Source organism: Pseudomonas sp. Arb-4-2C (assembly GCF_055755015.1).
Map to the genome: position 1 here is coordinate 123,969 of NZ_CM146899.1, position 25,275 is coordinate 149,243.

19 protein-coding genes are annotated in these 25,275 nt (G+C 61.0%); 16 read left to right on the plus strand and 3 right to left on the minus strand.

All coding sequences use genetic code 11. The features are described 5' to 3' along the window. Window positions 1-87: 87 nt before the first annotated feature. From AC0J41_RS00525 to aceE, 3 genes are all read right to left on the minus strand, one after another. Window positions 88-1,485, minus strand: a complete 1,398-nt coding sequence (locus AC0J41_RS00525; protein WP_473014278.1) for an alkaline phosphatase D family protein — start codon at window positions 1,483-1,485, stop codon at window positions 88-90. 274 nt (window positions 1,486-1,759) lie between these two features. Then, window positions 1,760-3,724: a dihydrolipoyllysine-residue acetyltransferase gene (gene aceF / locus AC0J41_RS00530; RefSeq protein ID WP_473014279.1), complete on the minus strand. Its 1,965-nt coding sequence runs from the start codon at window positions 3,722-3,724 to the stop codon at window positions 1,760-1,762. A gap of 11 nt (window positions 3,725-3,735) precedes the next feature. Next, complete coding sequence (aceE, locus tag AC0J41_RS00535; protein WP_007915682.1) at window positions 3,736-6,381, minus strand: pyruvate dehydrogenase (acetyl-transferring), homodimeric type; 2,646 nt, start codon at window positions 6,379-6,381, stop codon at window positions 3,736-3,738. Between the two features lie 262 nt (window positions 6,382-6,643). On the opposite strand from aceE, the gene AC0J41_RS00540 reads away from it, so the two are divergent. The 16 genes from AC0J41_RS00540 to AC0J41_RS00615 all read left to right on the plus strand — a co-directional run bounded on the left by AC0J41_RS00540 (window position 6,644) and on the right by AC0J41_RS00615 (window position 25,259). Beyond that, window positions 6,644-6,769 carry a hypothetical protein gene (locus tag AC0J41_RS00540; protein ID WP_473014280.1) on the plus strand — a complete coding sequence of 42 codons (126 nt, stop codon included), beginning with the start codon at window positions 6,644-6,646 and terminating at the stop codon, window positions 6,767-6,769. Then, window positions 6,766-9,705, plus strand: a complete 2,940-nt coding sequence (gene glnE / locus AC0J41_RS00545) for a bifunctional [glutamate--ammonia ligase]-adenylyl-L-tyrosine phosphorylase/[glutamate--ammonia-ligase] adenylyltransferase (RefSeq protein WP_473014281.1) — start codon at window positions 6,766-6,768, stop codon at window positions 9,703-9,705. The genes AC0J41_RS00540 and glnE overlap by 4 nt, the downstream gene beginning before the upstream one ends. Window positions 9,706-10,305: 600 nt before the next feature. Continuing rightward, window positions 10,306-11,340, plus strand: a complete 1,035-nt coding sequence (gene waaF, locus AC0J41_RS00550) for a lipopolysaccharide heptosyltransferase II (protein WP_108592099.1) — start codon at window positions 10,306-10,308, stop codon at window positions 11,338-11,340. 1 nt (window position 11,341) lies between these two features. Further along, window positions 11,342-12,403 (plus strand): lipopolysaccharide heptosyltransferase I, encoded by a 1,062-nt coding sequence (waaC, locus tag AC0J41_RS00555; RefSeq protein ID WP_025110211.1) that lies wholly within the window; start codon window positions 11,342-11,344, stop codon window positions 12,401-12,403. After that, window positions 12,403-13,524, plus strand: a complete 1,122-nt coding sequence (locus AC0J41_RS00560) for a glycosyltransferase family 4 protein (protein ID WP_025110210.1) — start codon at window positions 12,403-12,405, stop codon at window positions 13,522-13,524. Before waaC ends, AC0J41_RS00560 begins: the two co-directional genes overlap by 1 nt. Beyond that, window positions 13,525-14,331 carry a lipopolysaccharide core heptose(I) kinase RfaP gene (gene rfaP, locus AC0J41_RS00565; protein ID WP_025110209.1) on the plus strand — a complete coding sequence of 269 codons (807 nt, stop codon included), beginning with the start codon at window positions 13,525-13,527 and terminating at the stop codon, window positions 14,329-14,331. After that, window positions 14,331-15,065: a lipopolysaccharide kinase InaA family protein gene (locus AC0J41_RS00570; RefSeq protein ID WP_025110208.1), complete on the plus strand. Its 735-nt coding sequence runs from the start codon at window positions 14,331-14,333 to the stop codon at window positions 15,063-15,065. Before rfaP ends, AC0J41_RS00570 begins: the two co-directional genes overlap by 1 nt. After that, window positions 15,062-15,814 carry a lipopolysaccharide kinase InaA family protein gene (locus AC0J41_RS00575; protein ID WP_473014282.1) on the plus strand — a complete coding sequence of 251 codons (753 nt, stop codon included), beginning with the start codon at window positions 15,062-15,064 and terminating at the stop codon, window positions 15,812-15,814. The genes AC0J41_RS00570 and AC0J41_RS00575 overlap by 4 nt, the downstream gene beginning before the upstream one ends. Further along, a complete protein-coding gene (locus AC0J41_RS00580) occupies window positions 15,814-17,265 on the plus strand; it encodes a lipopolysaccharide kinase InaA family protein (protein ID WP_473014283.1) in 1,452 nt (483 codons plus the stop codon). The genes AC0J41_RS00575 and AC0J41_RS00580 overlap by 1 nt, the downstream gene beginning before the upstream one ends. A 206-nt stretch (window positions 17,266-17,471) precedes the next feature. Beyond that, entirely contained in the window at window positions 17,472-17,807 is a 336-nt protein-coding gene (locus AC0J41_RS00585) for a YceK/YidQ family lipoprotein (protein ID WP_025110205.1), read from the plus strand. Window positions 17,808-17,978: 171 nt separating this feature from the next. Next, window positions 17,979-19,736: a carbamoyltransferase family protein gene (locus AC0J41_RS00590; protein WP_025110204.1), complete on the plus strand. Its 1,758-nt coding sequence runs from the start codon at window positions 17,979-17,981 to the stop codon at window positions 19,734-19,736. Further along, a complete protein-coding gene (locus AC0J41_RS00595; protein ID WP_025110203.1) occupies window positions 19,720-20,850 on the plus strand; it encodes a glycosyltransferase in 1,131 nt (376 codons plus the stop codon). The genes AC0J41_RS00590 and AC0J41_RS00595 overlap by 17 nt, the downstream gene beginning before the upstream one ends. Then, the gene (locus AC0J41_RS00600; protein ID WP_473014284.1) at window positions 20,850-21,746 is read left to right on the plus strand and encodes an antimicrobial resistance protein Mig-14; all 897 of its coding nucleotides are present in this window, start codon (window positions 20,850-20,852) and stop codon (window positions 21,744-21,746) included. Before AC0J41_RS00595 ends, AC0J41_RS00600 begins: the two co-directional genes overlap by 1 nt. Before the next feature lie 8 nt (window positions 21,747-21,754). Continuing rightward, window positions 21,755-23,191, plus strand: a complete 1,437-nt coding sequence (locus AC0J41_RS00605) for a PIG-L deacetylase family protein (protein ID WP_473014285.1) — start codon at window positions 21,755-21,757, stop codon at window positions 23,189-23,191. Further along, entirely contained in the window at window positions 23,188-24,342 is a 1,155-nt protein-coding gene (locus AC0J41_RS00610; protein WP_473014286.1) for a glycosyltransferase family 4 protein, read from the plus strand. Before AC0J41_RS00605 ends, AC0J41_RS00610 begins: the two co-directional genes overlap by 4 nt. Before the next feature lie 14 nt (window positions 24,343-24,356). After that, window positions 24,357-25,259: a glycosyltransferase gene (locus AC0J41_RS00615; protein WP_473016046.1), complete on the plus strand. Its 903-nt coding sequence runs from the start codon at window positions 24,357-24,359 to the stop codon at window positions 25,257-25,259. The last annotated feature ends 16 nt before the right edge of the window (window positions 25,260-25,275 follow it).

Below are 25,275 nucleotides of genomic sequence, written 5' to 3' on the forward strand. Positions count from 1 at the left end.
AAGAGCAAAAGATCGCAGCCTGCTGCAGCTTCTACAGGGGGCGCACACCCGTGCAGGACCTGCCGAAGGCTGCAATTTTTTTAGGTTTCAGCGTAATTTCATACTGATCGATTGCAGCTTCTTTCCATCCCGATCGTGGTAATTGATCAAAATCTGATCAGCCTCAACCACCATGTGCGCGAAGTTGTCTTCACTGACCACTGCGCTGGTCAACTCGTGGTGATAGTCGCCTGCTGCGGTGCGCGCCAGCGGTTGATCGAGGATGAACGTCGAGGCCCTGGCGTAGGGCAACAGCTTGCTGTTATGAAAAGGCGAGGAAACGATGGTGTGGACTTCGAAGTCGGGGTCTTCGCTGTGGCTCAGGCGCGAGGTCAATGAGCCGTGCACGTCGCCCGAGACAAACACCACGTTCCTGATCCGCTGGGTGCGAATGGTTTCCAGCAGGCGCAGGCGTTGCTCCGGGAAGGCTTTCCAGGCGTCGTCGCCGTGCAGCTTGCGATCCGGGTAGATCATCACGCTGGTGACGACGAACTTGACCCGCGCCGGGCTGTTGATCAGCCACTGAAGGAGCGCCTGTTCCTGCGCCTCGTCGAGGATGCGGCGATCATCGGCCGACAGGTTGCGTCGGGTGCGACTGTCGGTCACGAACCATTCAATGTCACCGTCACTGAATTGATACCAGTAGTGCTCGAGTTTTTCCCGATTGACTTCTTCGTTAGTTGTCAGCTCATGCGCAGGGCTGTGGCTTACTTGATAGATCTCATAGGCCGCCATGGCATTGCGATATAACGCGTGATCAGACTTTCCGGCATTCGCCGGCCAGTTGTCTTCGATTTCGTGATCATCAAGGATCATGTAAGTCGAGGTGCCGGCCATCAGGCGCTGAATGTTGGGTTGGGAGAACGCCGCGCGGTATTTGCTGAGGATCTCTTCGTATTCACGATCAGGTGCGAACAGATTAAGGTCGTCGACGTAAATCTGATCACCCGTCATCAACGTGGCACTGATCGGCGGTTGCGCACCTTCGATCAACTGGTTGATGGAAGCGAAGATCCGGTCGCCGAGGTGGGGCAGCGAGGGGATGCCTGCGCTCATGCGCAAATAGCGGCAGGAGCCGACGATGTAAGCCCGTGGCTGCAGGGCCTGGCTGGAACGGGTACGCAGGCGATAGATTTCCCGGGGCCACTGCAGCGGTAGTTCGGCCACACTGTCCACGGTGTGTACCGGATTCATCGGGCTGAACCAGCCGGCCTGGTATTCATATTCGGTGTCGCTGCTCAAGTTGTTGAGTACGAACACCGCCGTCATGTCGCGCAAACTATCGAGTTCAGCGAAATTACCCGTTGACCACTGTTGTGTGTCTGCCATCCGGTAGCGAATGCCGGCAAATACCGGTGCATTGTCCTGGCGGTCTGCGCGCATGAATATCCGCGCATGATGAGTTGTCACGTGGCCGATGATCGGGCCAATTGTTGGCTTTAACATATTCGAATCCGTTCGAGTAAGTTTGTTGTTGATAAATAACGCAGGGTTTTTGTTATTTAACTAGAGGGACAAAGGTTAGTTGGCCGTCGAGCAAAAATATCGAGGCGAAGTGGACTGTGCTCGTGGCTTAAATAAGCCGAACATGTAGGAAGATGCGCTGGTATTTCTTCAGGCAAAAAAAGCCCCGTCAAACTGACGGGGTTGAGGTACGAGCGTGTGGCGCTCGAAAACGTGAAACACAAGCGGCCCTCCGTTGCCGGAGGGCCGCCTGGGATTACAGCAGGATGGTGCGGATGTCCGCCAGCAGGCTGCCCAGACGCTGGGTGAAGCGTGCGGCAGCGGCGCCGTTGATCACACGGTGATCGTAGGACAACGACAGCGGCAGCATCAGTTTCGGCTGGAAGGCTTTGCCGTCCCAGACTGGCTGGATGGTTGCCTTGGAGACACCGAGGATCGCCACTTCCGGCGCGTTGACGATCGGCGTGAAGCCGGTGCCGCCAATGTGGCCGAGGCTGGAAATGGTGAAGCAGGCGCCCTGCATGTCGTCAGCGGTGAGCTTCTTGTCGCGGGCTTTGGCAGCCAGCGCAGCGGCTTCGGCTGCCAGTTGCAACAGGCTCTTCTGGTCAACGTTCTTGATGACCGGTACCAGCAGGCCATCCGGAGTGTCGACGGCGAAGCCGATGTTGACGTACTTCTTGCGGATAATCGCTTTACCGCTTGGCGCCAGCGAACTGTTGAAGTCCGGCAGCTCCTTGAGCATGTGCGCGCACGACTTGAGCAGCAGTGGCAGGATTGTCAGCTTGACGCCGGCCTTCTCTGCAACGGCTTTCTGGGCCACGCGGAACGCTTCCAGCTCGGTGATATCAGCCGAATCGAACTGAGTCACGTGCGGGATATTCAGCCAGCTGCGGTGCAGGCTCGACGCGCCGATTTGCATCAGGCGAGTCATCGGCACTTCTTCGATTTCGCCGAAACGGCTGAAGTCGACGACCGGAATCGGCGGGATGCCCGCGCCACCGGTTGCGCCGGCAGCAGCGGCCGGTGCTTCCTTGGCCTTCTGCATCATCGCTTTGACGTAAGTCTGCACGTCTTCTTTCAAGATACGACCGTGCGGGCCGCTGGCGCCGACAGCGTTCAGCTCCACGCCGAACTCGCGAGCCAGTTGACGCACTGCAGGACCGGCGTGAACTTTCGCACCCGGCTTGGCCGGTGCGGCGGCTGGCGCAGCAGCAGGTGCAGGCGCAGCGGCAGCCGGAGCGGCAGCGGCTGGAGCACTTGGAGCAGCAGCGGCAGCGGCAGCTGGAGCCGGGGCAGCAGCAGGCGCTGCGCCTTTGACTTTCAGCTTGAGGATCAGGTCGCCGGTACCGACTTCGTCGTCCAGCTTGATCGAAACGCTTTCCACCACGCCGGCAGCGGGCGACGGGATTTCCATGCTCGCCTTGTCGGATTCCAGGGTGATCAGCGACTGGTCGGCTTCAACGCTGTCGCCAGCCTTGACCAACACTTCGATGATCTTCGCTTTGCCAGCCGAGCCGATGTCCGGAACGTGGATGTCCTGAACGCTGTCGGCCACTGGAGCAGCCGGGGCTGCTGCAGGAGCAGGTGCAGCCGCAGCGGCCGGTGCAGCAGCCTGGGCTGGAGCGGCAGCAGCAGGGGCCGCAGCACCCGCCACTTCCAGATCCAGGATCAGGTCGCCGGTGCCGACTTCGTCGTTGAGCTTGACGCTGATGGCCTTGACCACGCCAGCGGCAGGCGACGGGATTTCCATGCTCGCCTTGTCGGATTCCAGAGTGATCAGCGATTGATCAGCCTCGACCTTGTCGCCGACCTTGACCTGGATCTCGATGATCTGGGCCTTGCCCGACGAACCGATGTCCGGCACGTGCACTTGCTGAACCGAAGCGGCAGCAGGGGCAGCGGCAGGCGCGGCAGCAGGCGCCGCAGCCGGTTTGGCTTCAGCTTTTGCTGCCGGTGCAGCGGCAGGCGCAGGGGCCGCTTGCGCGGCGCCCTCGACTTCCAGCTCAAGCAGTTCGTCGCCTTCTTTCAGGCGGTCGCCCAGCTTCACTTTCAGGCTTTTGATGACGCCGGCTTTCGGGGCCGGCACTTCCATGCTGGCCTTGTCCGATTCCAGGGTCAGGATGCTCTGGTCGGCTTCGATACGGTCGCCGACCTTCACAAACAGTTCAATTACTTCACCTTCACCGCTGCCGATGTCAGGTACGCGAATGAGTTCGCTCACAAAATGTCTCCTCAGCAGTCCAGTGGGTTGCGTTTTTCCGGGTCGATGCCGAACTTGACGATGGCCTCAGCCACCACTTTAGGTTCGATATCACCACGGTCAGCCAGTGCTTCCAGGGCTGCCAACACCACGAAATGACGGTCGACTTCGAAGAAATGACGCAGTTTCTTGCGGCTGTCGCTGCGGCCGAAACCGTCGGTGCCCAGGACTTTGAATTCCTTGGACGGTACCCACTGACGGATCTGCTCGGCGAACAGTTTCATGTAGTCGGTAGAGGCGATGACCGGACCTTTACGGCCGTTCAGGCACTCTTCGACGTAGCTCAGCTTAGGCTTCTGGCCAGGCTTCAGACGGTTGCTGCGCTCTACGGCCAGGCCGTCGCGACGCAGTTCGTTGAAGCTGGTGACGCTCCACACGTCGGCGCCGACGTTGAACTCTTCACGCAGGATCTTCGCCGCTTCACGGACTTCACGCAGGATGGTGCCGGAGCCCATCAGCTGTACGTGGTGCGCCGCATCGCGGGTGTCTTCTTCAAGCAGGTACATGCCTTTCTTGATGCCTTCTTCGGCACCGGCCGGCATGGCTGGCTGCTGGTACGACTCGTTCATCACGGTGATGTAGTAGAAGATGTCCTGTTGCTCTTCGGTCATCTTCTTCATGCCGTCCTGAATGATCACCGCCAGCTCGTAGCCGTAGGTTGGATCGTAGGTGCGGCAGTTCGGGATGGTCGCGGCCAGCAGGTGGCTGTGACCGTCTTCGTGTTGTAGACCTTCACCGTTCAGGGTGGTACGACCGGCGGTGCCGCCGATCAGGAAGCCACGGGTGCGGCTGTCGCCGGCAGCCCAGGCCAGGTCGCCAATACGCTGGAAGCCGAACATCGAGTAGAAGATGTAGAACGGCAGCATCGGCTGGTTGTGGCTGGAATACGAAGTACCGGCGGCGATGAACGAGCTCATGGCGCCTGCTTCGTTGATGCCTTCTTCAAGGATCTGACCTTTCTGGTCTTCCTTGTAGAACATCACCTGGTCTTTATCGACTGGCTCGTAGAGCTGGCCGACGGACGAGTAGATGCCCAGCTGACGGAACATGCCTTCCATACCGAAGGTACGGGCTTCGTCCGGGATGATCGGAACGATGCGTGGGCCGATTTCCTTGTCCTTGACCAGTTGCGCGAGGATCCGCACGAACGCCATGGTGGTGGAGATTTCACGGTCGCCCGAACCATCGAGGATGGCTTTGAGGGTGTCCAGATCCGGCGTCGGCACGCTGAAGCTTTGCGCGCGGCGCTGTGGCACGAAACCGCCCAGTGCAGTGCGACGCTCGCTCAGGTAGCGGGCTTCGGCGCTGTTTGGCTCTGGCTTGAAGAACGGCAGGTTCTCCAGCTCTTCGTCCTTGACCGGGATGTCGAAACGATCGCGGAACAACTTCAGGCTGTCGACGTCGACTTTCTTGGTGTTGTGCGCCGTGTTTTTCGCTTCGCCGGCACCGGTGCCATAACCCTTGATGGTCTTGGCCAGGATGACGGTCGGTTGTTCTTTGTGGTTGACCGCTTCGTGGTACGCCGCATAGACCTTGTACGGGTCGTGGCCGCCACGGTTGAGTTTCCAGATTTCGTCGTCGGACAGATCAGCAACCATCGCCTTGAGTTCTGGCGTGTTGAAGAAGTGCTCACGGACGAACGCGCCGTCTTTGGCTTTGTAGTTCTGGTACTCGCCGTCGATGACTTCGTCCATGCGACGTTGCAGGATACCGTCGACGTCTTTGGCCAGCAGTGGGTCCCAGAAACGGCCCCAGATGACTTTGGTCACGTTCCACTGTGCACCGCGGAACACGCCTTCGAGTTCCTGGATGATCTTGCCGTTGCCGCGAACCGGGCCGTCGAGGCGCTGCAGGTTGCAGTTGATGACGAAGATCAGGTTGTCCAGCTTCTCGCGGCCGGCCAGGGAGATCGCGCCCAGGGATTCCGGCTCGTCGCACTCGCCGTCGCCCAGGAAGCACCAGACTTTCTGTTTGCCTGGCTGGATGAAGCCGCGGTGTTCCAGGTACTTCATGAAGCGAGCCTGGTAGATCGCCTGGATCGGGCCCAGACCCATGGATACGGTCGGGAACTGCCAGAAGTCAGGCATCAGCCAAGGGTGCGGGTAGGACGACAGGCCCTGACCGTCGACTTCCTGGCGGAAGTTGTTCATCTGGTCTTCGGTGATGCGGCCTTCCATGAACGCACGAGCGTAAACGCCTGGCGAGGTGTGGCCCTGGAAGTAGATCAGGTCGCCGCCGTGTTCGTCGGTCGGGGCCTGGAAGAAGTAGTTGAAGCCGATGTCATACAGGGTCGCGCTGGAAGCGAAGCTGGAGATGTGACCACCCAGGTCAGAATCTTTCAGGTTCGTACGCATTACCATGGCCATCGCGTTCCAGCGTACCAGCGAGCGAATGCGGCGTTCCATGAACAGGTCGCCAGGCATGCGTGCTTCGTGGGTTACCGGGATGGTGTTGCGGTAAGGCGTGGTGATGGCGTAAGGGAGCTGCGAGCCGCTGCGGGTCGCGAGTTCGCCCATACGGGTCATCAGATAGTGAGCACGGTCTTCGCCTTCTTTGTCGAGAACCGATTCCAGGGCGTCCAGCCATTCCTGGGTTTCGACGGGATCGAGGTCTTGCATGGCTTGCTCCAGGGCGGAAAGGCTTCCAGAATCGGTTGCCTGAGTTTGCGACTGGCCTTGTGGGCAGACGATTTAAAATTCTTGGATTGCCGACAGGTTGTTCCGGCGGCGTGTAGTTTTACTACAAATCTTTGAGCATTTCAGCCTTTCGGATGTATAGACGAGTAGTAAAACTACAGATGAAAGGCTTGTGGCCTCCGACTGCGTTGTGAGAATAATCGTTAAGGTTGGTCGATTACCATCCGTAAAAGGTGAAACTTTGATGCTGGATGCTAAAGAAGAAGAAATTTCAGCTATTTCTAACTTTTGTTCGACAGTCCTTCGCGTAGCGGGTTTTCATCATTCACTACAAGCGGCCATTTACACGCCGATCAAGGATAGACCATGACCCTGCCCGCGCTTGCCGATCTGCCCGCCATTCTCCTGCCGTTGGTCACTCGATCCGAGCAGTCGTTCCGTACGGCCGTCGCCTCACTGGAAGACGATCATGGCCTTGCCCACTGGACGCCGGAGCGCTGGGCGCAATTGGCTCGCGTCGGCGCCGCCAGCGATTTCGTCATTGAACAGAGCGTTCGTGACCCTTTGATGTTGCTCTCCTTGGTGCAGTCCGGCGAACTCGACCGGCCATTCGCGCCGGGTGAACTGTGCGCGCAGATTGCCGCCGCCGTAAACACCGCACAAAGCGAAGACGAGCTCGGGCGCGTACTGCGTCGTCAGCGCGCCCGTCATCAAGTACGCATCATCTGGCGTGACCTCAATCGCCAGGCCGACCTGGTACAGACCTGTCGCGATCTGTCGGACATGGCCGACGCCACCATCGATCAGGCCTATCAATGGCTGTACAGCCGCCATTGCCAGCAGTTTGGTACACCGACCGGCCGGCGCAGTGGTTTGCCGCAGCAGATGGTCATCCTTGGCATGGGCAAGCTCGGCGCCGTCGAGTTGAATCTGTCCTCGGACATCGATCTGATCTTCGCCTACCCCGAGGGCGGCGAAACCGTCGGGGTTAAACGTGCGCTGGATAATCAGGAATTCTTCATTCGTCTCGGCCAGCGTCTGATCAAGGCCCTTGACCCGATGACGGTCGACGGTTTCGTGTTCCGCGTCGACATGCGCCTGCGCCCGTACGGTTCGTCCGGTGCATTGGTGCTGAGCTTCAATGCACTGGAGCAGTATTACCAGGATCAGGGTCGTGACTGGGAACGTTACGCGATGATCAAGGCGCGGGTGGTGGCCGGCGATCAAGCGGCTGGTGCGCAGTTGCTCGACATGCTGCGACCGTTCGTCTACCGGCGCTATCTGGATTTCTCGGCGATCGAGGCGCTGCGCACCATGAAGCAGCTGATCCAGCAGGAAGTGCGGCGCAAGGGCATGGCCGACAATATCAAGCTCGGTTCGGGCGGCATCCGCGAGGTCGAGTTCATTGCCCAGGCCTTCCAGTTGATCCACGGCGGGCGCGATCTGAGCCTGCAACAGCGTCCTTTATTAAAGGTATTGAGCACGCTGGAGGGGCAGGGTTATCTGCCACCGGCAGTGATCAGCGAGTTGCGTGAAGGCTACGAATTCCTGCGTTACACCGAGCACGCGATCCAGGCGATTGCCGACCGCCAGACCCAGATGTTGCCGGATGGCGCTCAGGATCAGGCGCGCATTGCGTTCATGCTCGGTTTCGCCGATTGGGATGCTTTCCACGAAAAACTGATGTTCTGGCGGGGCCGGGTCGCCTGGCACTTTGCGCAGGTGATCGCTGATCCCGATGAAGAAGAGGGCGCTGATTGCGAAGTGGTGGTTGGCGGTGAATGGCTGCCGCTGTGGGAAGAGGCACAGGACGAAGAAGCCGCTTGCCGGCAGTTGGAAGAGGGCGGTTTCAAGGATGCGAACAAAGCGCTGAAGGCTCTGGCCGGTTTGCGCGGCAGCCCGCAGTTGCGCGCGATGCAGCGATTGGGGCGTGAGCGTCTCGATGCCTTTATTCCACGATTGCTGGCCCAGGCAGTGGAGCATGCCAATCCGGATCTGGTGCTGGAGCGGGTGCTGCCGCTGGTCGAAGCAGTGGCCCGGCGTTCAGCTTATCTAGTGCTGCTGACGGAGAACCCCGGCGCCCTGCGGCGTTTGCTGACGCTGTGCGCAGCGAGCCCGTGGATTGCCGAGCAGATCACTCGCTTCCCGCTGTTGCTCGACGAATTGCTTAATGAAGGTCGCCTGTTCAAGCCGCCACTGGCCCCTGAGCTGGCTGCCGAATTGCGCGAGCGCCTGACGCGGATTCCCGAAGACGACCTCGAACAACAGATGGAAGCCCTGCGTCACTTCAAGCTTGCGCATCGCTTGCGAGTCGCCGCTTCGGAAATCGCCGGCAGCCTGCCGTTGATGAAGGTCAGCGATTACCTGACGTGGCTGGCCGAAGCGATTCTCGAACAAGTGCTGGCCCTGGCCTGGCGCCAGACGGTCGCCAAGTACGGCACGCCGCTGCGCACCGATGGCACCTTGTGCGATCCCGGCTTCATCATTGTCGGTTATGGGAAAGTCGGTGGGCTGGAACTGGGGCATGGTTCGGACCTGGACCTGGTGTTCATCCATGACGGCGATCCGCAGGCGGAAACCGACGGGCCGAAGCCAATCGATGGCGCGCAGTTCTTCACCCGGCTGGGTCAGCGGATCATTCACCTGCTGACGGCGCAGACCAACTCCGGGCAGTTGTATGAAGTGGACATGCGCCTGCGGCCATCCGGCGCGTCGGGGCTGTTGGTCAGTTCGCTCGGTGCATTCGAGCGCTATCAGGAAAATGAAGCCTGGACGTGGGAGCATCAGGCGCTGGTGCGTGCGCGGGTACTGGTGGGCAGTCAGGATGTCGGTCAGGCGTTCGAGAAAGTCCGCGCTCAGGTATTGGGCAAGGCGCGGGATCTGGCGAAGTTGCAGCAGGAAGTCAGTGAGATGCGCGCCAAGATGCGCGACAACCTCGGCAGCAAGGGCACTGCGGCCGGTACGGCGGCAAATGCCTTCGAGGCCACGGCGCCGTTCGACCTCAAGCAGGACGCCGGAGGTATCGTCGATATTGAATTTATGGTGCAATACGCGGCCTTGGCGTGGTCGCACAGCCACCCGCCATTGCTGCGCTGGACTGATAACATTCGCATTCTGGAAGAGCTGGAACACGAAGGGCTGATGCCTGCCGAAGACGCCAGCCTGTTGCGTGAGGCGTATAAAGCCTACCGCTCCGCTGCCCACCGGCAGGCCTTGCAGAAGGACGCCGGGGTGATCCAGGGCGATCAGTTTGTCGAGGAACGCCAGCAGGTATTGCGGATCTGGAAAGAGTTGGGGCTAAGCTGAAACCGGATATTTGAAACACCTGATGGCCCCTGTGGGAGCGGGCTTGCTCGCGAAAACGCAGTGTCAGTCACCATCGATGCTGGAGGTGACGGCCCCTTCGCGAGCAAGCCCGCTCCCACGTTGGATCTGCGTTGCATTGCAGATGCAGGACGGAATGCAAAACCCTGTGGGAGCGGGCTTGCTCGCGAAAGCGCAGTGTCAGTCACCATCGATGCTGGAGGTGATGGCCCCTTCGCGAGCAAGCCCGCTCCCACGGTGGATCTGCGTTGCATTGCAGATGCAGGACCGAATGCAAAACCCTGTGGGAGCGATCCTGCTCGCGAAAGCGCAGTGTCAGTCACCATCGATGCTGGAGGTGACGGCCCCTTCGCGAGCAAGCCCGCTCCCACGTTGGATCTGCGTTGCATTGCAAATGCAGGACCGAATGCAAAACCCTGTGGGAGCGGGCTTGCTCGCGAAAGCGGAGTATCAGACGACAATAATGTTGGATGTGAAGACCCTTTCGCGAGCAAACCCGCTCCCACAGCAGATCTACAGTGTTTGTAGAATTCTCGAGGCGGGGAGGCGTAGATGCCTCCCCGGTTCGTTTATGGAAACCACATGAATATTCTGATCGTTGGGCCCAGTTGGGTCGGTGACATGGTGATGGCGCAGACACTGTTTCAGTGTCTCAAACAGCGCCACCCGCAATGCGAAATCGACGTGCTGGCCCCCGAGTGGAGCCGGCCGATCCTTGAGCGCATGCCCGAAGTGCGCAAGGCCTTGAGCTTTCCGCTCGGCCACGGCGCGCTGGAACTGGCGACGCGCCGGCGGATCGGCAAGTCGCTGGCCGGCCAGTACGATCAGGCGATCCTGCTGCCCAACTCGCTGAAGTCGGCGCTGGTGCCGTTCTTTGCCGGCATCAAGCAGCGCACCGGCTGGCGCGGCGAGTTCCGCTATGGCCTGCTCAATGATGTGCGTACGCTGGATAAAGAGCGTTATCCGCTGATGATCGAGCGCTTCATGGCGCTGGCCTATGAGCCGAACGCCGAACTGCCCAAACCCTATCCGCGCCCGAGCCTGCAAATCGACCCGGTGACCCGCGAAGCCGCGCTGGCCAAATTTGGCCTGACCCTCGACCGCCCGGTGTTGGCCCTGTGCCCCGGCGCCGAGTTCGGCGAGTCCAAGCGCTGGCCGTCCGAGCATTACGCCAAGGTCGCCGAAGCACGAATTCGTGAAGGCTGGCAGGTGTGGCTGTTCGGCTCGAAAAACGATCACGCGGTGGGCGAAGACATCCGCGCGCGGCTGATTCCCGGCCTGCGTGAAGAGTCGGTCAACCTCAGCGGCAGTACCTCGCTGGCCGAGGCGATCGACCTGATGTCCTGTGCCGACTCGGTGGTGTCCAACGACTCCGGCCTGATGCACGTCGCCGCCGCACTGAACCGCCCATTGGTGGCGGTCTACGGCTCGACCTCGCCGGGTTTCACCCCGCCGCTGGCCGAGCACGTCGAAGTCGTTCGGCTGGGGCTCGATTGCAGTCCTTGCTTCGATCGCACTTGCCGTTTCGGCCATTACAACTGCCTGCGCCAGCTGATGCCGGACGCGGTCAACGATGCCTTGCAGAAACTGCAGGGCACTGTGGTCGAGGTTCATTAAGTTGCGGGTATTGCTGATCAAGACTTCATCGCTGGGCGACGTGATTCATGCGTTGCCGGCGCTGACCGACGCGGCCCGGGCCATCCCCGGGATCAAGTTCGACTGGGTGGTGGAAGAAGGCTTCGCCGAGATTCCGACCTGGCACCCGGCCGTTGGCAAGGTGATTCCGGTGGCGATCCGCCGCTGGCGCAAAAACATCTGGAAAACCATCACCAGCGGCGAGTGGAAACGCTTCAAGCAAAGCGTGCGCGCCAGCAAATACGACCTGGTGATCGATGCCCAGGGCCTGCTGAAAAGTGCCTGGTTAACCCGTTACGTCAAAGCCCCGGTGGCCGGCCTCGATAAAGGTTCGGCGCGCGAGCCGATGGCGGCACGCTTCTACGACCGCAAGCTGGCCGTGGCGCGGGGGCAGCACGCGGTCGAGCGCGTGCGGCAGTTGTTCGCCATCGCCCTCGGTTATGACCTGCCCAAAGGCTTGGGCGATTACGGCCTCAACGTCGAGCGCCTGGTGGAATTGCCGCGCAAGAGCGCATTCGTGGTGTTTTTGCACGGCACCACGTGGGACACCAAGCACTGGCCGGAAGCCTACTGGCGCGAGCTGACCGAGCGGGTCGGCTATCTTGGCGTCGGCGTCAAGCTGCCGTGGGGCAACCCGCTGGAGAAGGCCCGCGCCGAGCGCATTGCCGCCGGGTTCAAGCATGCTGAAGTGTTGCCGAAGCTGAACCTGGCCGGCGTCGGCAAAGTCCTCGCCGGCGCCCAGGCCTGCGTGGCGGTCGACACCGGTCTCGGCCACTTGGCCGCTGCGCTGGACGTGCCGACAATTTCGCTGTTCGGCCCGACCAACCCGGGTCTGACCGGCGCCTACGGCAAGGTGCAGATTCACATGGCCAGTGATTTCCCCTGCGCCCCTTGCCTGCAAAAGAAATGCACTTACCAACCGACTGCGCAGGATGCCCGTCAGTTTGACCTGAAACGCGAGCAGCCTCTGTGCTTCACGCGTGTGAATCCCGAGCGTGTCGCCAGCCGACTGAGCACGTTGTTAATGGCTGAGGAGCTGCGCTGATGCAATTGGCATTCGTCCTGTACAAATATTTCCCGTTCGGTGGTTTGCAGCGCGACTTCATGCGCATCGCCCTCGAATGCCAGAAGCGCGGCCACCAGATCCGTGTCTACACGCTGATCTGGGAAGGTGACGTACCGCCCGGTTTCGAAGTGCTGGTGGCGCCGGTCAAGGCGTTCTTCAATCACCGTCGCAACGAAAAACTCAGCGCGTGGATGGAAGCGGACCTGGCCAAGCGTCCGGTGGACCGGCTGATCGGCTTCAACAAGATGCCCGGGCTGGACGTCTACTACGCCGCCGACGGCTGCTTCGAAGACAAGGCGCAGAACTTGCGCCACTCGCTGTACCGCCGCTGGGGTCGCTATCGCCACTTCGCCGAGTACGAGCGCGCGGTGTTCGCCAAAGATGCGAAAACCGAAGTGTTGATGATTTCCGAAGTCCAGCAGCCGCTGTTCATCAAGCATTACGACACCCCGCTTGAGCGTTTCCACCTGCTGCCGCCGGGCATTGCCCTGGATCGTCGGCGCCCGGCAGATGCCGATGAAATTCGTGCCGGCTTCCGCGCCGAATTCAATCTGAAGGATGACGAACTGCTGCTGGTGCAGATTGGTTCCGGGTTCAAGACCAAGGGCGTCGATCGCAGTCTCAAGGCGCTGGCCGCGTTGCCCGCCGAGCTGAAGAAACGCACCCGGCTGTTTGTAATCGGCCAGGATGACCCCAAATTGTTCCAGATGCAGAGTGCCACTTTGGGCCTGGGCGACAACGTGACGTTCCTCAAGGGCCGCAGCGATATCCCGCGTTTCCTGCTCGGTGCCGACCTGTTGATCCACCCGGCGTACAACGAAAACACCGGTACGGTGCTGCTCGAAGCGCTGGTGGCGGGTTTGCCGGTGCTGGTCAGCGCGGTCTGCGGTTATGCCCATTACATCGCCGAGGCGGACGCCGGGCGAGTGCTGGACGAGCCATTCGATCAGGCGCAACTGACGCAATACCTGACTGACATGTTGAGCGACGCCTCTGCACGCGCGGCCTGGAGCCGCAATGGTCTGGCCTTCGCCGAGACGGCCGACCTCTACAGCATGCCGCAGCACGCGGCCGATGTGATTCTGGCGGAGCACGCTTAAATGAAGTTGATGCTGGCTGAACCGTTCAAGAGCCTCTGGGCCGGACGCGACCCGTTCGCCGAAGTCGAGGGCTTGCAGGGCGAGGTCTACCGCGAGCTGGAGGCTCGACGGACGCTGCGCACGGAAGTCGACGGCCACGGATTTTTCGTCAAGATCCACCGTGGCATCGGCTGGGGCGAGATCTTCAAGAACCTGCTGACCGCCAAGCTGCCGGTACTCGGTGCGGGTCAGGAGTGGAAGGCCATCCAGCGCCTGCAGGAAGTCGGCGTGCCGACCATGACCGCTGTCGCCTACGGTGAGAAGGGCAGCAACCCGGCCGATCAGCATTCGTTCATCGTCACCGAAGAACTGGCGCCGACCATCAGCCTCGAAGACTACAGCATCGACTGGGTCAAGCAGCCGCCAGAGCCAACGCTCAAGCGTGCGCTGATCGCTGAAGTGGCGCGCATGACCGGCATGATGCACCGCGCCGGGGTCAACCATCGCGACTGCTACATCTGCCACTTTCTGCTGCACACCGACAAGCCGATCACCCCGCAGAGCTTCAAGCTCTCGGTGATCGACCTGCACCGTGCCCAGACCCGCCCGGCAATTACCCAGCGCTGGCGCAACAAGGATCTGGCGGCACTGTATTTCTCGGCGCTGGACATCGGCCTGACCCGTCGCGACAAACTGCGTTTCCTCAAAGGCTATTTCCAGCAGCCGCTACGGCAGATCCTGGCGCAAGAAGCACCGCTGCTGAGCTGGCTCGAAGGCAAGGCCAACAAGCTCTATGCGCGTAAACAGCGTTACGGGGATGCGCTCTGATGGCGGGTTGGACTCTAGAGCCGCAGTACAGCGATCTGGCCGAAGACTTCGGCAGCCTCGAGGCGGTGTTTGCCCTGCAAGGCGAACGCCTGACCCGCGATCCGCTGTCTGAAGTCATTCGCGTGCAGCGTAACGGCGTCAATTACTACGTCAAACGCTACGTCGGCGCCGGCAAGGGTTTGCGCCGTTACCTGGGCAAGCCTCGGGTGAAGATGGAGTGGCAGAACCTCAAGCGCTTCGCCAAGTGGGGTATTCCCACCGCCGAAGTGGTGGCCTGGGGCCTGGAACGGCGCGGCGCCGCCTATGCCCGTGGGGCGATGATCACCCGCGAACTGCCGCGCACCGAAGACCTCTCGGCGCTGGCCGAACGCAACGATCCGAAGCTCAAGGATCGCCGCTGGGTCGATGGCATCAGCCGGCAGTTGGCCGTTTACACCCGGACCATGCACGATCAGCGCTTTACCCATAACGACCTGAAGTGGCGCAACCTGCTGATCGACGATCAGGCGCAGCTGTTTCTGATCGACTGCCCGAACGGCGATTTCTGGCGCGGCTTCTGGCTCAAATACCGAATCACCAAGGACCTGGCCTGTCTCGACAAAGTGGCCAAATATCACCTGTCGAACACCCAGCGCCTGCGCTTCTACCTGCAATACCGCGGACGTGATCGGCTCAATGCCGCCGACAAGAAACGGATTCGTCACGTGGTGAGATTTTTCGAGGGACGCGAATGACTGATTTCCTGGCCGCTGAAGACCGGGCGCTGCTTGAGCGTCATGGCCTCGGCACTTTCGATGCGCTTTGGGCCAAACAGCTCGAAGCGGTGGACGAGCCGAACACCGATGGCGGTGGCTGGAGCAGCGTGTTTCGCCTGGAACTCGAAGGGCAGGCCTACTACCTCAAGCGTCAGAGCAATTATCTGACCCGCACCCTGCACGCGCCGTTTGGCGAACCCAGTTTTGCCCGCGAGTTTCGCAATATCAGCCGCTACAACAAGCTGGGGATTCCGGCGCTGCAAGCGGCATTTTTCGGTGAGCGCAAGGTCAAGGGCGACGTCCACGCGATCCTGCTGACCCGTGCCCTCGACGGTTGGGACGACCTTGATTCGCTGTTGCAGCGCTGGTCTGAACTGACCGCTGCGCAGCATTCGGCGATTCTCAAGGCCTGTGGAGAACTGGCGCGCCAGCTGCACGGCGTGCGCCAAGTGCACGGTTGCTTCTACCCCAAACACATCTTTTTGCAGGCTGACGGCGAGCGCTACCGGGCGCAACTGATCGACCTGGAAAAGACCCGGCCCTTGTTGTTCGGTCTGCGTGATCGGGTCAAGGATCTGGAACCGCTGCTGCGTCGCGCGCCGGAGTGGAGCGAGGCGCAATTGCGCGAGTTGCTGGCGGCCTATCTCGATCAGCCAATCGACAGCTCGCTGGTCGACAGTTGGGTTACGCGACTGACTGCACGTCGCAGTCGCAAGGAGACCCGTTGATGCGGTTGTCCGAACTGAAAAATGCCGGACGCGCGCCGAGTCTGCCGCTGACGATCACCCTCGCCGATGCGGCAGGCTCTGCGGATCTGCAGTTGCTGAGCCTGCTGCGGGTACTGCCCGGGCAGCGCTATGTCGGTGCCGGCGTGTGGCGCGGCAGGCCGGTGCTGGCCAAATTGCTGGTGGGCAGCAAGGCTGCGCGGCATTTTCAGCGCGAGCTGGCGGGCGTCAAATGGCTCGCCGAGCAAGGCCTGACCACACCGTTGCTGCTGGCCGATGGCTTGCAGGACGGTGAGGGCGGCTGGCTGTTGTTCGAATTCCTTGAAAACGCCGAAAGCCTCGGTGATGCCTGGCAGCAGGTCGAGTCGCTGCCGGTGCTGGCGGATGAGCAATCGGCGGTGCTGGCCGAGGCGCTGGGGGCCATCGGTCAACTGCATGGCAAGGGCCTGTGGCAGGAAGATCTGCACCTGGACAACCTGCTGCGCCACGGCGGTCAGTTGTACTTGATCGATGGCGCCGGGATCTGTGTCGAGACCGCCGGTCAGCCGTTGTCGCGGCAGAAGGTGCTGGAAAACCTCGGAGTGTTTTTCGCCCAGTTGCCCAAGTCGCTGGAACCGTTCACCGAAGAGTTGCTGGTGTATTACCTGCTGAGCAACAGCGAGCACGCGCTGCCGCTGGAAGCGTTGCAGAAGCAGATCGCCAAGGTTCGCGCCTGGCGCCTGAAGGACTACCTGATCAAGGTCGGCCGCGAGTGCACCTTGTTCAGTGTGCGGCGCGGTGCATTTGGCCTGCGGGCGATCCGTCGCGAGGAAGCAGCAGCGATGCTGCCGGTGCTGGATCAAGCCGATGCCCTGCTCGATCAGGGCCATCTGTACAAGACCGGCGGCGCGGCGAGCGTCGGCAAGGTCGAGGTGGCCGGGCGCACGTTGGTGATCAAGCGCTACAACATCAAAGGCTTTGCGCACTGGCTCAAGCGTTTCTGGCGCCCGAGCCGCGCGTGGCACTCGTGGCGTGAAGGCAATCGCCTGGCGTTCCTCGGCGTTGCCACGCCGAAACCGCTGGCGGTGCTGGAGAAGCGTTTTCTGTGGCTGCGCCGCCGTGCCTATCTGGTGACCGAGTTTTTGCCGGGGCCGGACATCATCGAGCGCTTCGCACCGTACGTCGAAAGCGGCGCGGCGCCGGCATCCGAGTTGCTGGCGCTGGATCAACTGTTTGCGCAGCTGATTGCCGAACGCATCAGCCATGGCGATTTCAAGGGGCATAACCTGTTCTGGCAGGAGGATCGCTGGGCATTGATCGACCTGGATTCGATGTGTCAGCACGCGTCTGCCAGCAGTTTCGCGCCAGCCTATGCGCGGGATCGGGCGCGCTTCATGCGCAACTGGCCCGAGAACAGCGCGCTGTATCAGGTGATCGATCAGCGGTTGCCCAAGAGCATCTCCAGCGCGGCCTGAGCCGCCTTCGCGTGCAAGCCCGCTCCCACACATTCCCCTGTAGGAGTGAGCCTGCTCGCGATGAGGCTCTAAAACCCCAAAAAATCCGCCCTCGAGCAACGACGGACAAGCGCCACTGACTTGTCCTACAGCTTCTCCGGAAGCCATGAACTGTGCCCACTCCAGCCCCGATGCTAGTTTGCCCTGACCACTTGGGAGCGCATAACTTGACCATCAAAAAGGCTGTAGCACTGAGCGCCTGCTCATGGGTTTTATCCGGTTGCGGCACCGCCGCCTCGGTGCTGCAAATGGACGCCGACGCCGCCCGCGACCTGCGTAAACAGAAAACCTACTGTCAGTCGATTCCACGGATCTACAGCGGTCTGGCGTTTGATTTCTGCGTACTGAATGCCCCGCCTGACCCGACTGGCGTGCTGCTGCCGTTCGTGCTGCTGGATCTGCCGCTGTCGGGTGTGCTGGACACGGTGGTGCTGCCGTACACGATTTATCGTCAGGCCAGTGATGGCAACCTTGGTATCTATTGGCGGCAGCGCGGTTATTGAGCCTGAGCACAAGGTTTATCCAGCCCAATCAACCTGGGGTAATTCGCACAGGGTCATTCCCGCCACGTTTACGCTATAATCCCGCCCTTTAGCTGTCTCTCGCCCGGTGCGAGGGCACATCAATTTTCAAGGCGCATCGCGCCTGAATGCAGACTAAAGAGGCTAGACCCTGTGGCATTGACGATTCTTGGCCTGTCCGGCGCCCTTAGCCATGACCCTTCAGCCGCCTTGTACATCGACGGCAAGCTGGTGGCGGCGGCTGAAGAAGAGCGCTTCGTCCGCGATAAGCATGCAAAGAACCGCATGCCCTACGAATCGGCGAAGTTCTGCCTGGAGCAGGCCGGTATCAAGCCGTCCGACGTTGACGTGGTGGCGATTCCGTTCGCTCCGATCAGCCTGTTCGGCAAGGCCCGCTGGCAGTACGCCAAGCGTTACTGGTACGCCCCGGATCGTGCACTCGACGCGATCCTGATGGGCAACCGTCGCTACAAGCGTTATCGCAACAAGATCGTCTGGTGCCTGGAGCAACTGGGTTTTGATCCGAAGAAGATCAAGATCGAGCCGGTCGAGCACCACTTGGCTCACGCCTCCAGCGCCTACCACTGCTCGGGTTTCAAAGAGAAAACCGCGATCCTCGGTATCGACGGCAAGGGCGAATACGCCACGACTTTCTTCGGTTATGGCGAAAACGGCAAGATCCACAAGATCAAGGAATTCTTTGATCCGGACTCCCTCGGCGGCCTGTACGGCGCGATCACCGAGTTCCTCGGCTTCGACATGCTTGACGGTGAGTTCAAGGTCATGGGCATGGCGCCGTACGGCGACGCCAGCAAATATGATTTCTCGCGTCTGGCCTCGTTCGAGAACGGCGAGCTGGTGATCAACACCGACTACGCCAACGTGATCGGCCTGCGTCGCTACAAGGAAAAAGGCAAGGGTTACTACTTCTCGCCGAAACTGATCGAGTGGCTGGGTCCCAAGCGCGAAGGCGACATCGCCGACGAACCTTACATCCACTACGCCGCCAGCATTCAAGCGCTGTTCGAAAAAATCGCGCTGCAGATGATCGACTACTACCTGGGCGACGTGCTCAAGGAAACCGGCAAACTGGCCTACGCCGGTGGCTGTGCCTTGAACGTCAAGCTCAACCAGAAAATCATCGCGCGCGATGACGTCAAAGAGTTGTTCGTACAGCCTGCTTCCGGTGACGCCGGCACTGCGGTTGGCGCGGCGGCCTATGTGTCCAACGCCCGTGGCGTACCGGTCGAGAAGATGGAACACGTCTACCTCGGCCCGTCGTACAGCAACGAAGACGTGATCGCTGCGTGCGCCCGTCACGAGAACAAGCCGACCTGGCGCAAGCTCGACAACATGCCGGAGCAGATCGCCAAAATCATGGTCGATGGCAACCCGGTGGCCTGGTTCCAGGGCCGCATGGAGTTCGGTCCGCGTGCACTGGGTGGTCGTTCGATCATCGGTTGCCCGAGCGTGGCCGGGGTGGCTGACCGCATCAACCACCAGATCAAGTTCCGCGAGCGCTGGAGGCCTTTCTGCCCGTCGATGCTCGACACCGTGGCACCGCAGATGATCAAGATCGATCACCCGGCGCCGTTCATGACCTTCACCTTCGAAGTGGCGGAAGAGTGGAAGACCCGCGTGCCGGAAGTCGTTCACGAAGACGGTACTTCCCGTGCCCAGGTGCTCAAGCGCGAATACAACCCGCGCTACTACGACATGATGAAGGCGCTGGAAGTGCTGACCGGCAACGGCGTGTCGCTGAACACCTCGCTGAACCGCCGTGGTGAACCGATGATCTGCTCGCCGACCGACGCCCTGAACATGTTCTTCGGCTCCGATCTGCAGTACCTGATCATGGAAGACATTCTGGTGGTCAAAGAGGGCGCAAACGCTTATGACTCGCTCGGCTGAACGCCATGTGCTGCAGTTCTGTCACGGCTATGACGGGCCGTTCCTCGACTGCGCACGGCAGTACGCCAGCCTGTTCGCGGGCACCGGTTATCGGGTGACCACGGTCTTTCTGACCGGGGCCGCCGATAGCGAGGTGGCCGCAGCGTGTGCTTCCGATGAAGTGTTGTTCATGGAATACAGCTCCAAGGCCATTCGTGGCCTGAAGCTGGGTGCCATCGGCGATCTGCGCAAGATCGCCGCTTCACGCAATTTCAGTTTCTGCATCGCCCATCGCTTCAAGCCGATCTACATCGCCTTGCTCGGCACTTCGCTGCCGGTGATTGGCGTGCATCACGCGTTTGACGATTACAAACGCGGTACGCGCAAACTGTTTGCGCAGATTTTCCGCAAACGCCTGAGCCTGCTTGGCGTGTCCGACGCGGTGCGTGACGACATGCGTCGTTGCCTGCCGAAATGGCCGTCCACCCGCATCCAGACCCTGTACAACCGCATCGATGTGCCGGCCTTGCAGGCCAGTCAGGTGTCGGCCCGCGAAGCGCGCGAAACCCTCGGGCTGGCGGCGGATGCATTCATTGTCGGCAACGTCGGTCGTCTGCACCCGGACAAGGATCAGGCCACGTTGCTGCACGGTTTCGCTGCAGCGTTGCCCGGACTTCCGGGCAACAGCCAACTGGTGATCCTCGGCAAGGGCCGTCTGGAGCAGGACCTCAAGGAACTGGCGCGCGAACTGGGTATCGGTGACCGGGTGCTGTTTCTCGGTCAGGTGCCGGAGGCGCGCAATTACTTCCGCGCCTTCGATGTGTTTGCCCTGAGCTCCGACCACGAACCGTTCGGCATGGTGCTGCTGGAGGCCATGGCCGCCGGCGTGCCTTTGCTCGCTACGGCGTGTGGCGGGGCGAAGGAAGTGGTCGAAGGCGTGGGCATCCTGTTCCCGTTGGGCGATGCCGAACACCTTGCACAAGGCCTGCAACATCTGGCGGGTATGGATGATCAGCAGCGCCGGCAGTGCGCCGAGCTGATGCTCGATCGCCTGCGTGAGCGTTTCTCCGACCGTGCGGTGCGCGACACCTTCTGGCGTCTGCCGCAAGTTACCGATCTGGCACCGAGGGGCTGATGCTCAACCGATTTCAAGGCTGGCGCGAACGTGGCTGGTCGCCCGTTGACGCCTCCACCTATGCAACTGCCTGGCAGCGTTTTGGCGGCAGCGTCGCGACCCATCCGCTGGTGGTCGAGCGTCTGGCCGCGCTGGCCGGCATCCCGGTGCGCTATCTGGCGTGGGAGCAAGGCGGCGAATTCAAAGCGGCGATCCCGACCTGGGGCCGCGATCTGGCGCTGTCCAAGGACGTGCTCAAGCGCAATGGCAAAAAAGGCCTGTTCGACCTCGGCAATGCCGAACTGATCCTGCCGGCTGCCGTCGATGCCCAGGCACCGCTGCGTCATCGCGCGCGCTACCTGTCGGCACTCAACGAAAACCGCTTCAGCGGCATCAAGTTGCAGACCGAACAACTGGCCATGGCGCGTACTCCCGAAGAGTTGTCGAAGAAGTTTCGCTACAACCAGCGCCGCGAATTGCGCCTGCTGGAAGAGGCGGGCGGTGTGGTGCGTGCGGTCGGCGAGTTCTCCAGCACCGAACTGGCGGCGATCTACTGCGATCTGTTCCAGCGCCGCTGGGGCTTTCCAGCCACTGGCGCGGCGCGCATGGCCGAAGTCATCGAGCTGCTGCGCGAACTGCTGATCGGTTCGGTGATCTTCCTCAACGATGCGCCCATCGCCATTCAACTGGTGTACCGCGTCGAAGCGCCGGAGTGGATCAGCGTCGAGTACATCAACGGCGGCGTTGATCCCGAAACCCGCGAATTCAGCCCCGGCAGCGTGTTGAGCTTCCTCAATACGCAAAGCGCCTGGGAACACGCCCGGGCACTGAACAAGCCGCTGCGGTTTTCCTTCGGTCGCGCCGACCGTGAATACAAGGACCGCTGGTGCAATCCTGTGCCGGTGTTCACCGTATGAGTCAGCCCATGAGCCGCAAACAGCAACTGCTCAAGCGTCATCGTCGCAACAAACGCATCACCTTGCTGATCGCCCTGATCGCTTTGATTGCGCTCGGTGTGCTGGTCGCGTGGTGGTTGCCGCTGGTGCTCGCGGTGCTCGGCTGGATCGCCCACGAGGCGTGGTTTGCCGATCATCTGTTCTATTCGCCGAAAGACGATTACCAGTACAGCTTTCCACCATTCACTCCGCAGCCGAAGGTCCATCTGAACGGCGAGCAACTGCGCCTGGACGAGGGCGTGATGCTGGTAGACGAGGCCACGCTGATCCTCGCGGTGCGGGTCAAAAGCAGCTGGCTCGGACGCTTCTTCGATCCGCGCGTCGAACTGTTCGGCGGAACGAATCCGGATGCGCAAACCTTCGAGCGCGGCGTCAATGGCCTGCGTTACCTGAACCTCAGCGGTCAGGCGCAAGCCCTGTCGCAAGGCCGGTTGCGTCTGCGCGGGCGGTTCTGTCGGGTGGCCGGCGAGCCGGTGCTGTGGGCGCTGGAGCAACCGGATTATCGTCGTCAACGGGTGATGGTGATCGCGCCGCATGCCGACGATGCTGAGCTCGCGGCGTATGGCTTGTACAGCCAGGCCGAAGAAGCCTGGATCGTCACCCTGACCGCTGGCGAGATCGAAGCCGAACATTATCAGCGGATGGGCATGAACAAGGTCGAGGCGGCGCGGCTCAAGGGGCGTCTGCGTGCCTGGGACAGTCTTGCCGTGCCGCGTTGGGCGGGTGTGCCGCAGGAACATTGCGTGCAGCTCGGTTACTTCTGCCTGCAACTGGCGGCGATGCAGGCCGCGCCGAATCAGGCGGTGGGTTCGCGGGAAGCAGACTTGAACGACACGCGACTGTTTCGCCAGTTGAACCCGTTCACTTTGCCGGGCGATGCCGATGGGGCGCCGACCTGGAACAATCTGCTGGCTGACCTGCGTGAAGTGCTGTTGCGCGCGCGTCCGGACGTGATCGTATTGCCGCATCCGACGCTCGATCCGCACCCTGACCATATCTGCGCCCAGCAAGCGGTCTTGCAGGCCTTGCACGATCTGGACTGGCAGCCGACGTTGCTCGGTTACGCCAACCATTTGCACGACAACGACCGCTGGCCGATGGGCAACACCGGACAGGGCATTGCGCTGCCGCCGGCCTTCGATTCGGCCGTGGCGATGCAGCCGTTGTGCCTGCCGTTGTCGATCGAGTTGCAGCGGGACAAAGCCATGGCGCTGGGCATGATGCATGACCTGCAGCCACCGGCTCCGTTCAAGCGCCGCCTGCGCCGAGTGATTCAGCGCCTGCTGGCGGGGCGGGTACCCTCGGTGTACGGGGAAAACGAATTTTTTCGAAAAGCGGTCAGACGCCAGGAATTGTTCTGGTTATTGAAGCACGGTGAGCCGGGCGATCAGCGGGGAGAGTCATGAGTCAACGGTCCAAGGTGTTGCAGCTGCAACCCGACTACAACGTCAAAGCCCATGATTTCGCCGACCTGGCCGAGCAGATCGTCAAGGCGTTGCCTTCGGATCGCTATGAGGTCACCGCCGCGTTCCTGCGCGGCAAACCGGGACCGGGCGAGCCGGTCAGCCGCGCCGACCGTTCGGTGTACTTCGAGTTTTCCGACAAGTCGCTCAAGGGCATGCGCTTGCGGGCGATGTGGCAGCTGTACAAGTTCTGTCGCCGGGAAAAGTTCGACGTGGTGATCTGCAACCGCTTCAAACCGGTGAACATGATGCTCGCGCTCAACCGTTGGTTGAAGGTGCCGCTGTGCATCGGCATCTCCCACGGTTTCGGTGAGTACGACCGCTTTTACCGACGTCGCCAGACTCAGCGCCTGATCGACCGCCACTGGCGTTTCGTCGGCGTGTCGCCGGCGGTCAAACAGTATCTGCTGGACTGCGATTGCGGTTTTACTGACCAAAACACCTACGCCATTACCAATGCCATCGACATCGAGCAGGCCGAAGGTTTGCAGCACAGCCGCGAAAAAGCCCGCGAGCTGTTGGGCATTGACCCGAATGTGCGCTTGATCGGCGCACTGGGGCGACTGGTGTCGGTCAAGGGCCACACCTATCTGTTGCAGGCGTTTGCTGCGCTGAAAGACAAATACCCGAACACGCAATTGGCGATCATCGGTGCCGGGCGCCTGCAAATGCCACTGGCGGCCGAGATCGAGCAACTGGGCCTGAGTGGCCGTGCACACCTGCTGGGTTTCAAGGAAAACGCACTGCAATACGTGCGTGCGTTCGATATCTGGACCATGCCGTCGCTGGCCGAAGGCCTGGGGCTGGCGTTGCTCGAAGGCATGAGCGGCCACTTGCCGGTGATCGCCTCGAACGTGCCGGCCATGTTGCCGCTGATCGAGGGTGCCGGCGGGCTGGCGATCACGCCCAAGGATGTGCCGAGCCTGGTCGCCGCGCTGGATAACTATCTGGCGCTGTCGGACGACGAACTCAAGGCCAAGGGCGAGCAGGCCTACCGCTATCTGCAGGAGCAACACGACATCGAGGTGTTCCGTCAGGAATACCTGGACCTGATCGACTCTGGCCTGGAACAGGCTCGCAAGGAGCAGCCGTGAGCGAAGAACAAGCCATGAGCGAAGAACAAGCCACGAGCGAAGCAAACGCCCTCGTCACCGTGATCATCGCCTCGTACAACCATGGCCCGTACATTGAGGAAAGCATCCTCAGCGTCCTCAACCAGAGCTACAAGAACATCGAACTGTTAGTGGTCGATGACGGTTCGAAGGATGACAGCGTCGAGCGCATCAACGCGTTGCAGGCGCAGTACGGTTTCGATTTTCGCGTGCAGCAGAATCAGGGTCTGACCAATACGCTAAACGGTGCCATTGCCCGCGCGAAGGGCAGCCTGATCGTACCGTTCGGCTCCGACGACATCATGTACCCGGAGCGTATCGCCACCCAGGTGGCGTACATGGACGGCAAGCCCGAGGTCGGAATCTGCGCCGGCAACATCGAGTTGATGCATGCCGACGGCAGCCTTTACCCGGAGAAGCGTCAGCGCCGCGACGTGCCGTTCCGCCGCCTCGATTTCGATGACATGTTCCTGGAGCGCAAGCCTTATCCACCGGCACCGACCCTGATGATCCGTCGGGAGGCGCTGGAAAAGGTGGGGGGGTTCGATCCGACGATTCGTCTAGAGGACCTGTACATCGAGCTGAAGGTGACCCGTGCCGGTTACTTCATCGATGGCCTGAACGTGGTGATGGCGCGCTATCGCAAACACGCCACCAACTCGTACAAGAATCATCGCTTCATGATCGAGAACATTCTGCGCACTTACGCACTGTTCAGTGATCATCCGCTGTACGACGAAGTACGCTTCAAGGCGCTGAACTCGATGTTCCTCAAGACCGCCAACCGCAATCGCAAGCTGGCCCGCGAGCTGTTGGCGCAGATCCCGTTCAAGGCCTGGAACAAGAAGACCTGGCGCGGCCTGGGGCGCTTGCTTTTTTCCCCGCTGGAAAAGGACTGAGGTAACGGTCGCTCGC

What these genes read in the sequence shown, in the direction of transcription:
- AC0J41_RS00525 (WP_473014278.1), bottom strand. Translation starts at nt 1,485, where the DNA reads ATGTTAAAGCCAACAATTGGCCCGATCATCGGCCACGTGACAACTCAT.
- aceE (WP_007915682.1), bottom strand. Translation starts at nt 6,381, where the DNA reads ATGCAAGACCTCGATCCCGTCGAAACCCAGGAATGGCTGGACGCCCTG.
- AC0J41_RS00540 (WP_473014280.1), top strand. Translation starts at nt 6,644, where the DNA reads ATGCTGGATGCTAAAGAAGAAGAAATTTCAGCTATTTCTAACTTTTGT.
- glnE (WP_473014281.1), top strand. Translation starts at nt 6,766, where the DNA reads ATGACCCTGCCCGCGCTTGCCGATCTGCCCGCCATTCTCCTGCCGTTG.
- waaF (WP_108592099.1), top strand. Translation starts at nt 10,306, where the DNA reads ATGAATATTCTGATCGTTGGGCCCAGTTGGGTCGGTGACATGGTGATG.
- AC0J41_RS00560 (WP_025110210.1), top strand. Translation starts at nt 12,403, where the DNA reads ATGCAATTGGCATTCGTCCTGTACAAATATTTCCCGTTCGGTGGTTTG.
- rfaP (WP_025110209.1), top strand. Translation starts at nt 13,525, where the DNA reads ATGAAGTTGATGCTGGCTGAACCGTTCAAGAGCCTCTGGGCCGGACGC.
- AC0J41_RS00570 (WP_025110208.1), top strand. Translation starts at nt 14,331, where the DNA reads ATGGCGGGTTGGACTCTAGAGCCGCAGTACAGCGATCTGGCCGAAGAC.
- AC0J41_RS00575 (WP_473014282.1), top strand. Translation starts at nt 15,062, where the DNA reads ATGACTGATTTCCTGGCCGCTGAAGACCGGGCGCTGCTTGAGCGTCAT.
- AC0J41_RS00580 (WP_473014283.1), top strand. Translation starts at nt 15,814, where the DNA reads ATGCGGTTGTCCGAACTGAAAAATGCCGGACGCGCGCCGAGTCTGCCG.
- AC0J41_RS00595 (WP_025110203.1), top strand. Translation starts at nt 19,720, where the DNA reads ATGACTCGCTCGGCTGAACGCCATGTGCTGCAGTTCTGTCACGGCTAT.
- AC0J41_RS00600 (WP_473014284.1), top strand. Translation starts at nt 20,850, where the DNA reads ATGCTCAACCGATTTCAAGGCTGGCGCGAACGTGGCTGGTCGCCCGTT.
- AC0J41_RS00605 (WP_473014285.1), top strand. Translation starts at nt 21,755, where the DNA reads ATGAGCCGCAAACAGCAACTGCTCAAGCGTCATCGTCGCAACAAACGC.
- AC0J41_RS00610 (WP_473014286.1), top strand. Translation starts at nt 23,188, where the DNA reads ATGAGTCAACGGTCCAAGGTGTTGCAGCTGCAACCCGACTACAACGTC.
- AC0J41_RS00615 (WP_473016046.1), top strand. Translation starts at nt 24,357, where the DNA reads ATGAGCGAAGAACAAGCCACGAGCGAAGCAAACGCCCTCGTCACCGTG.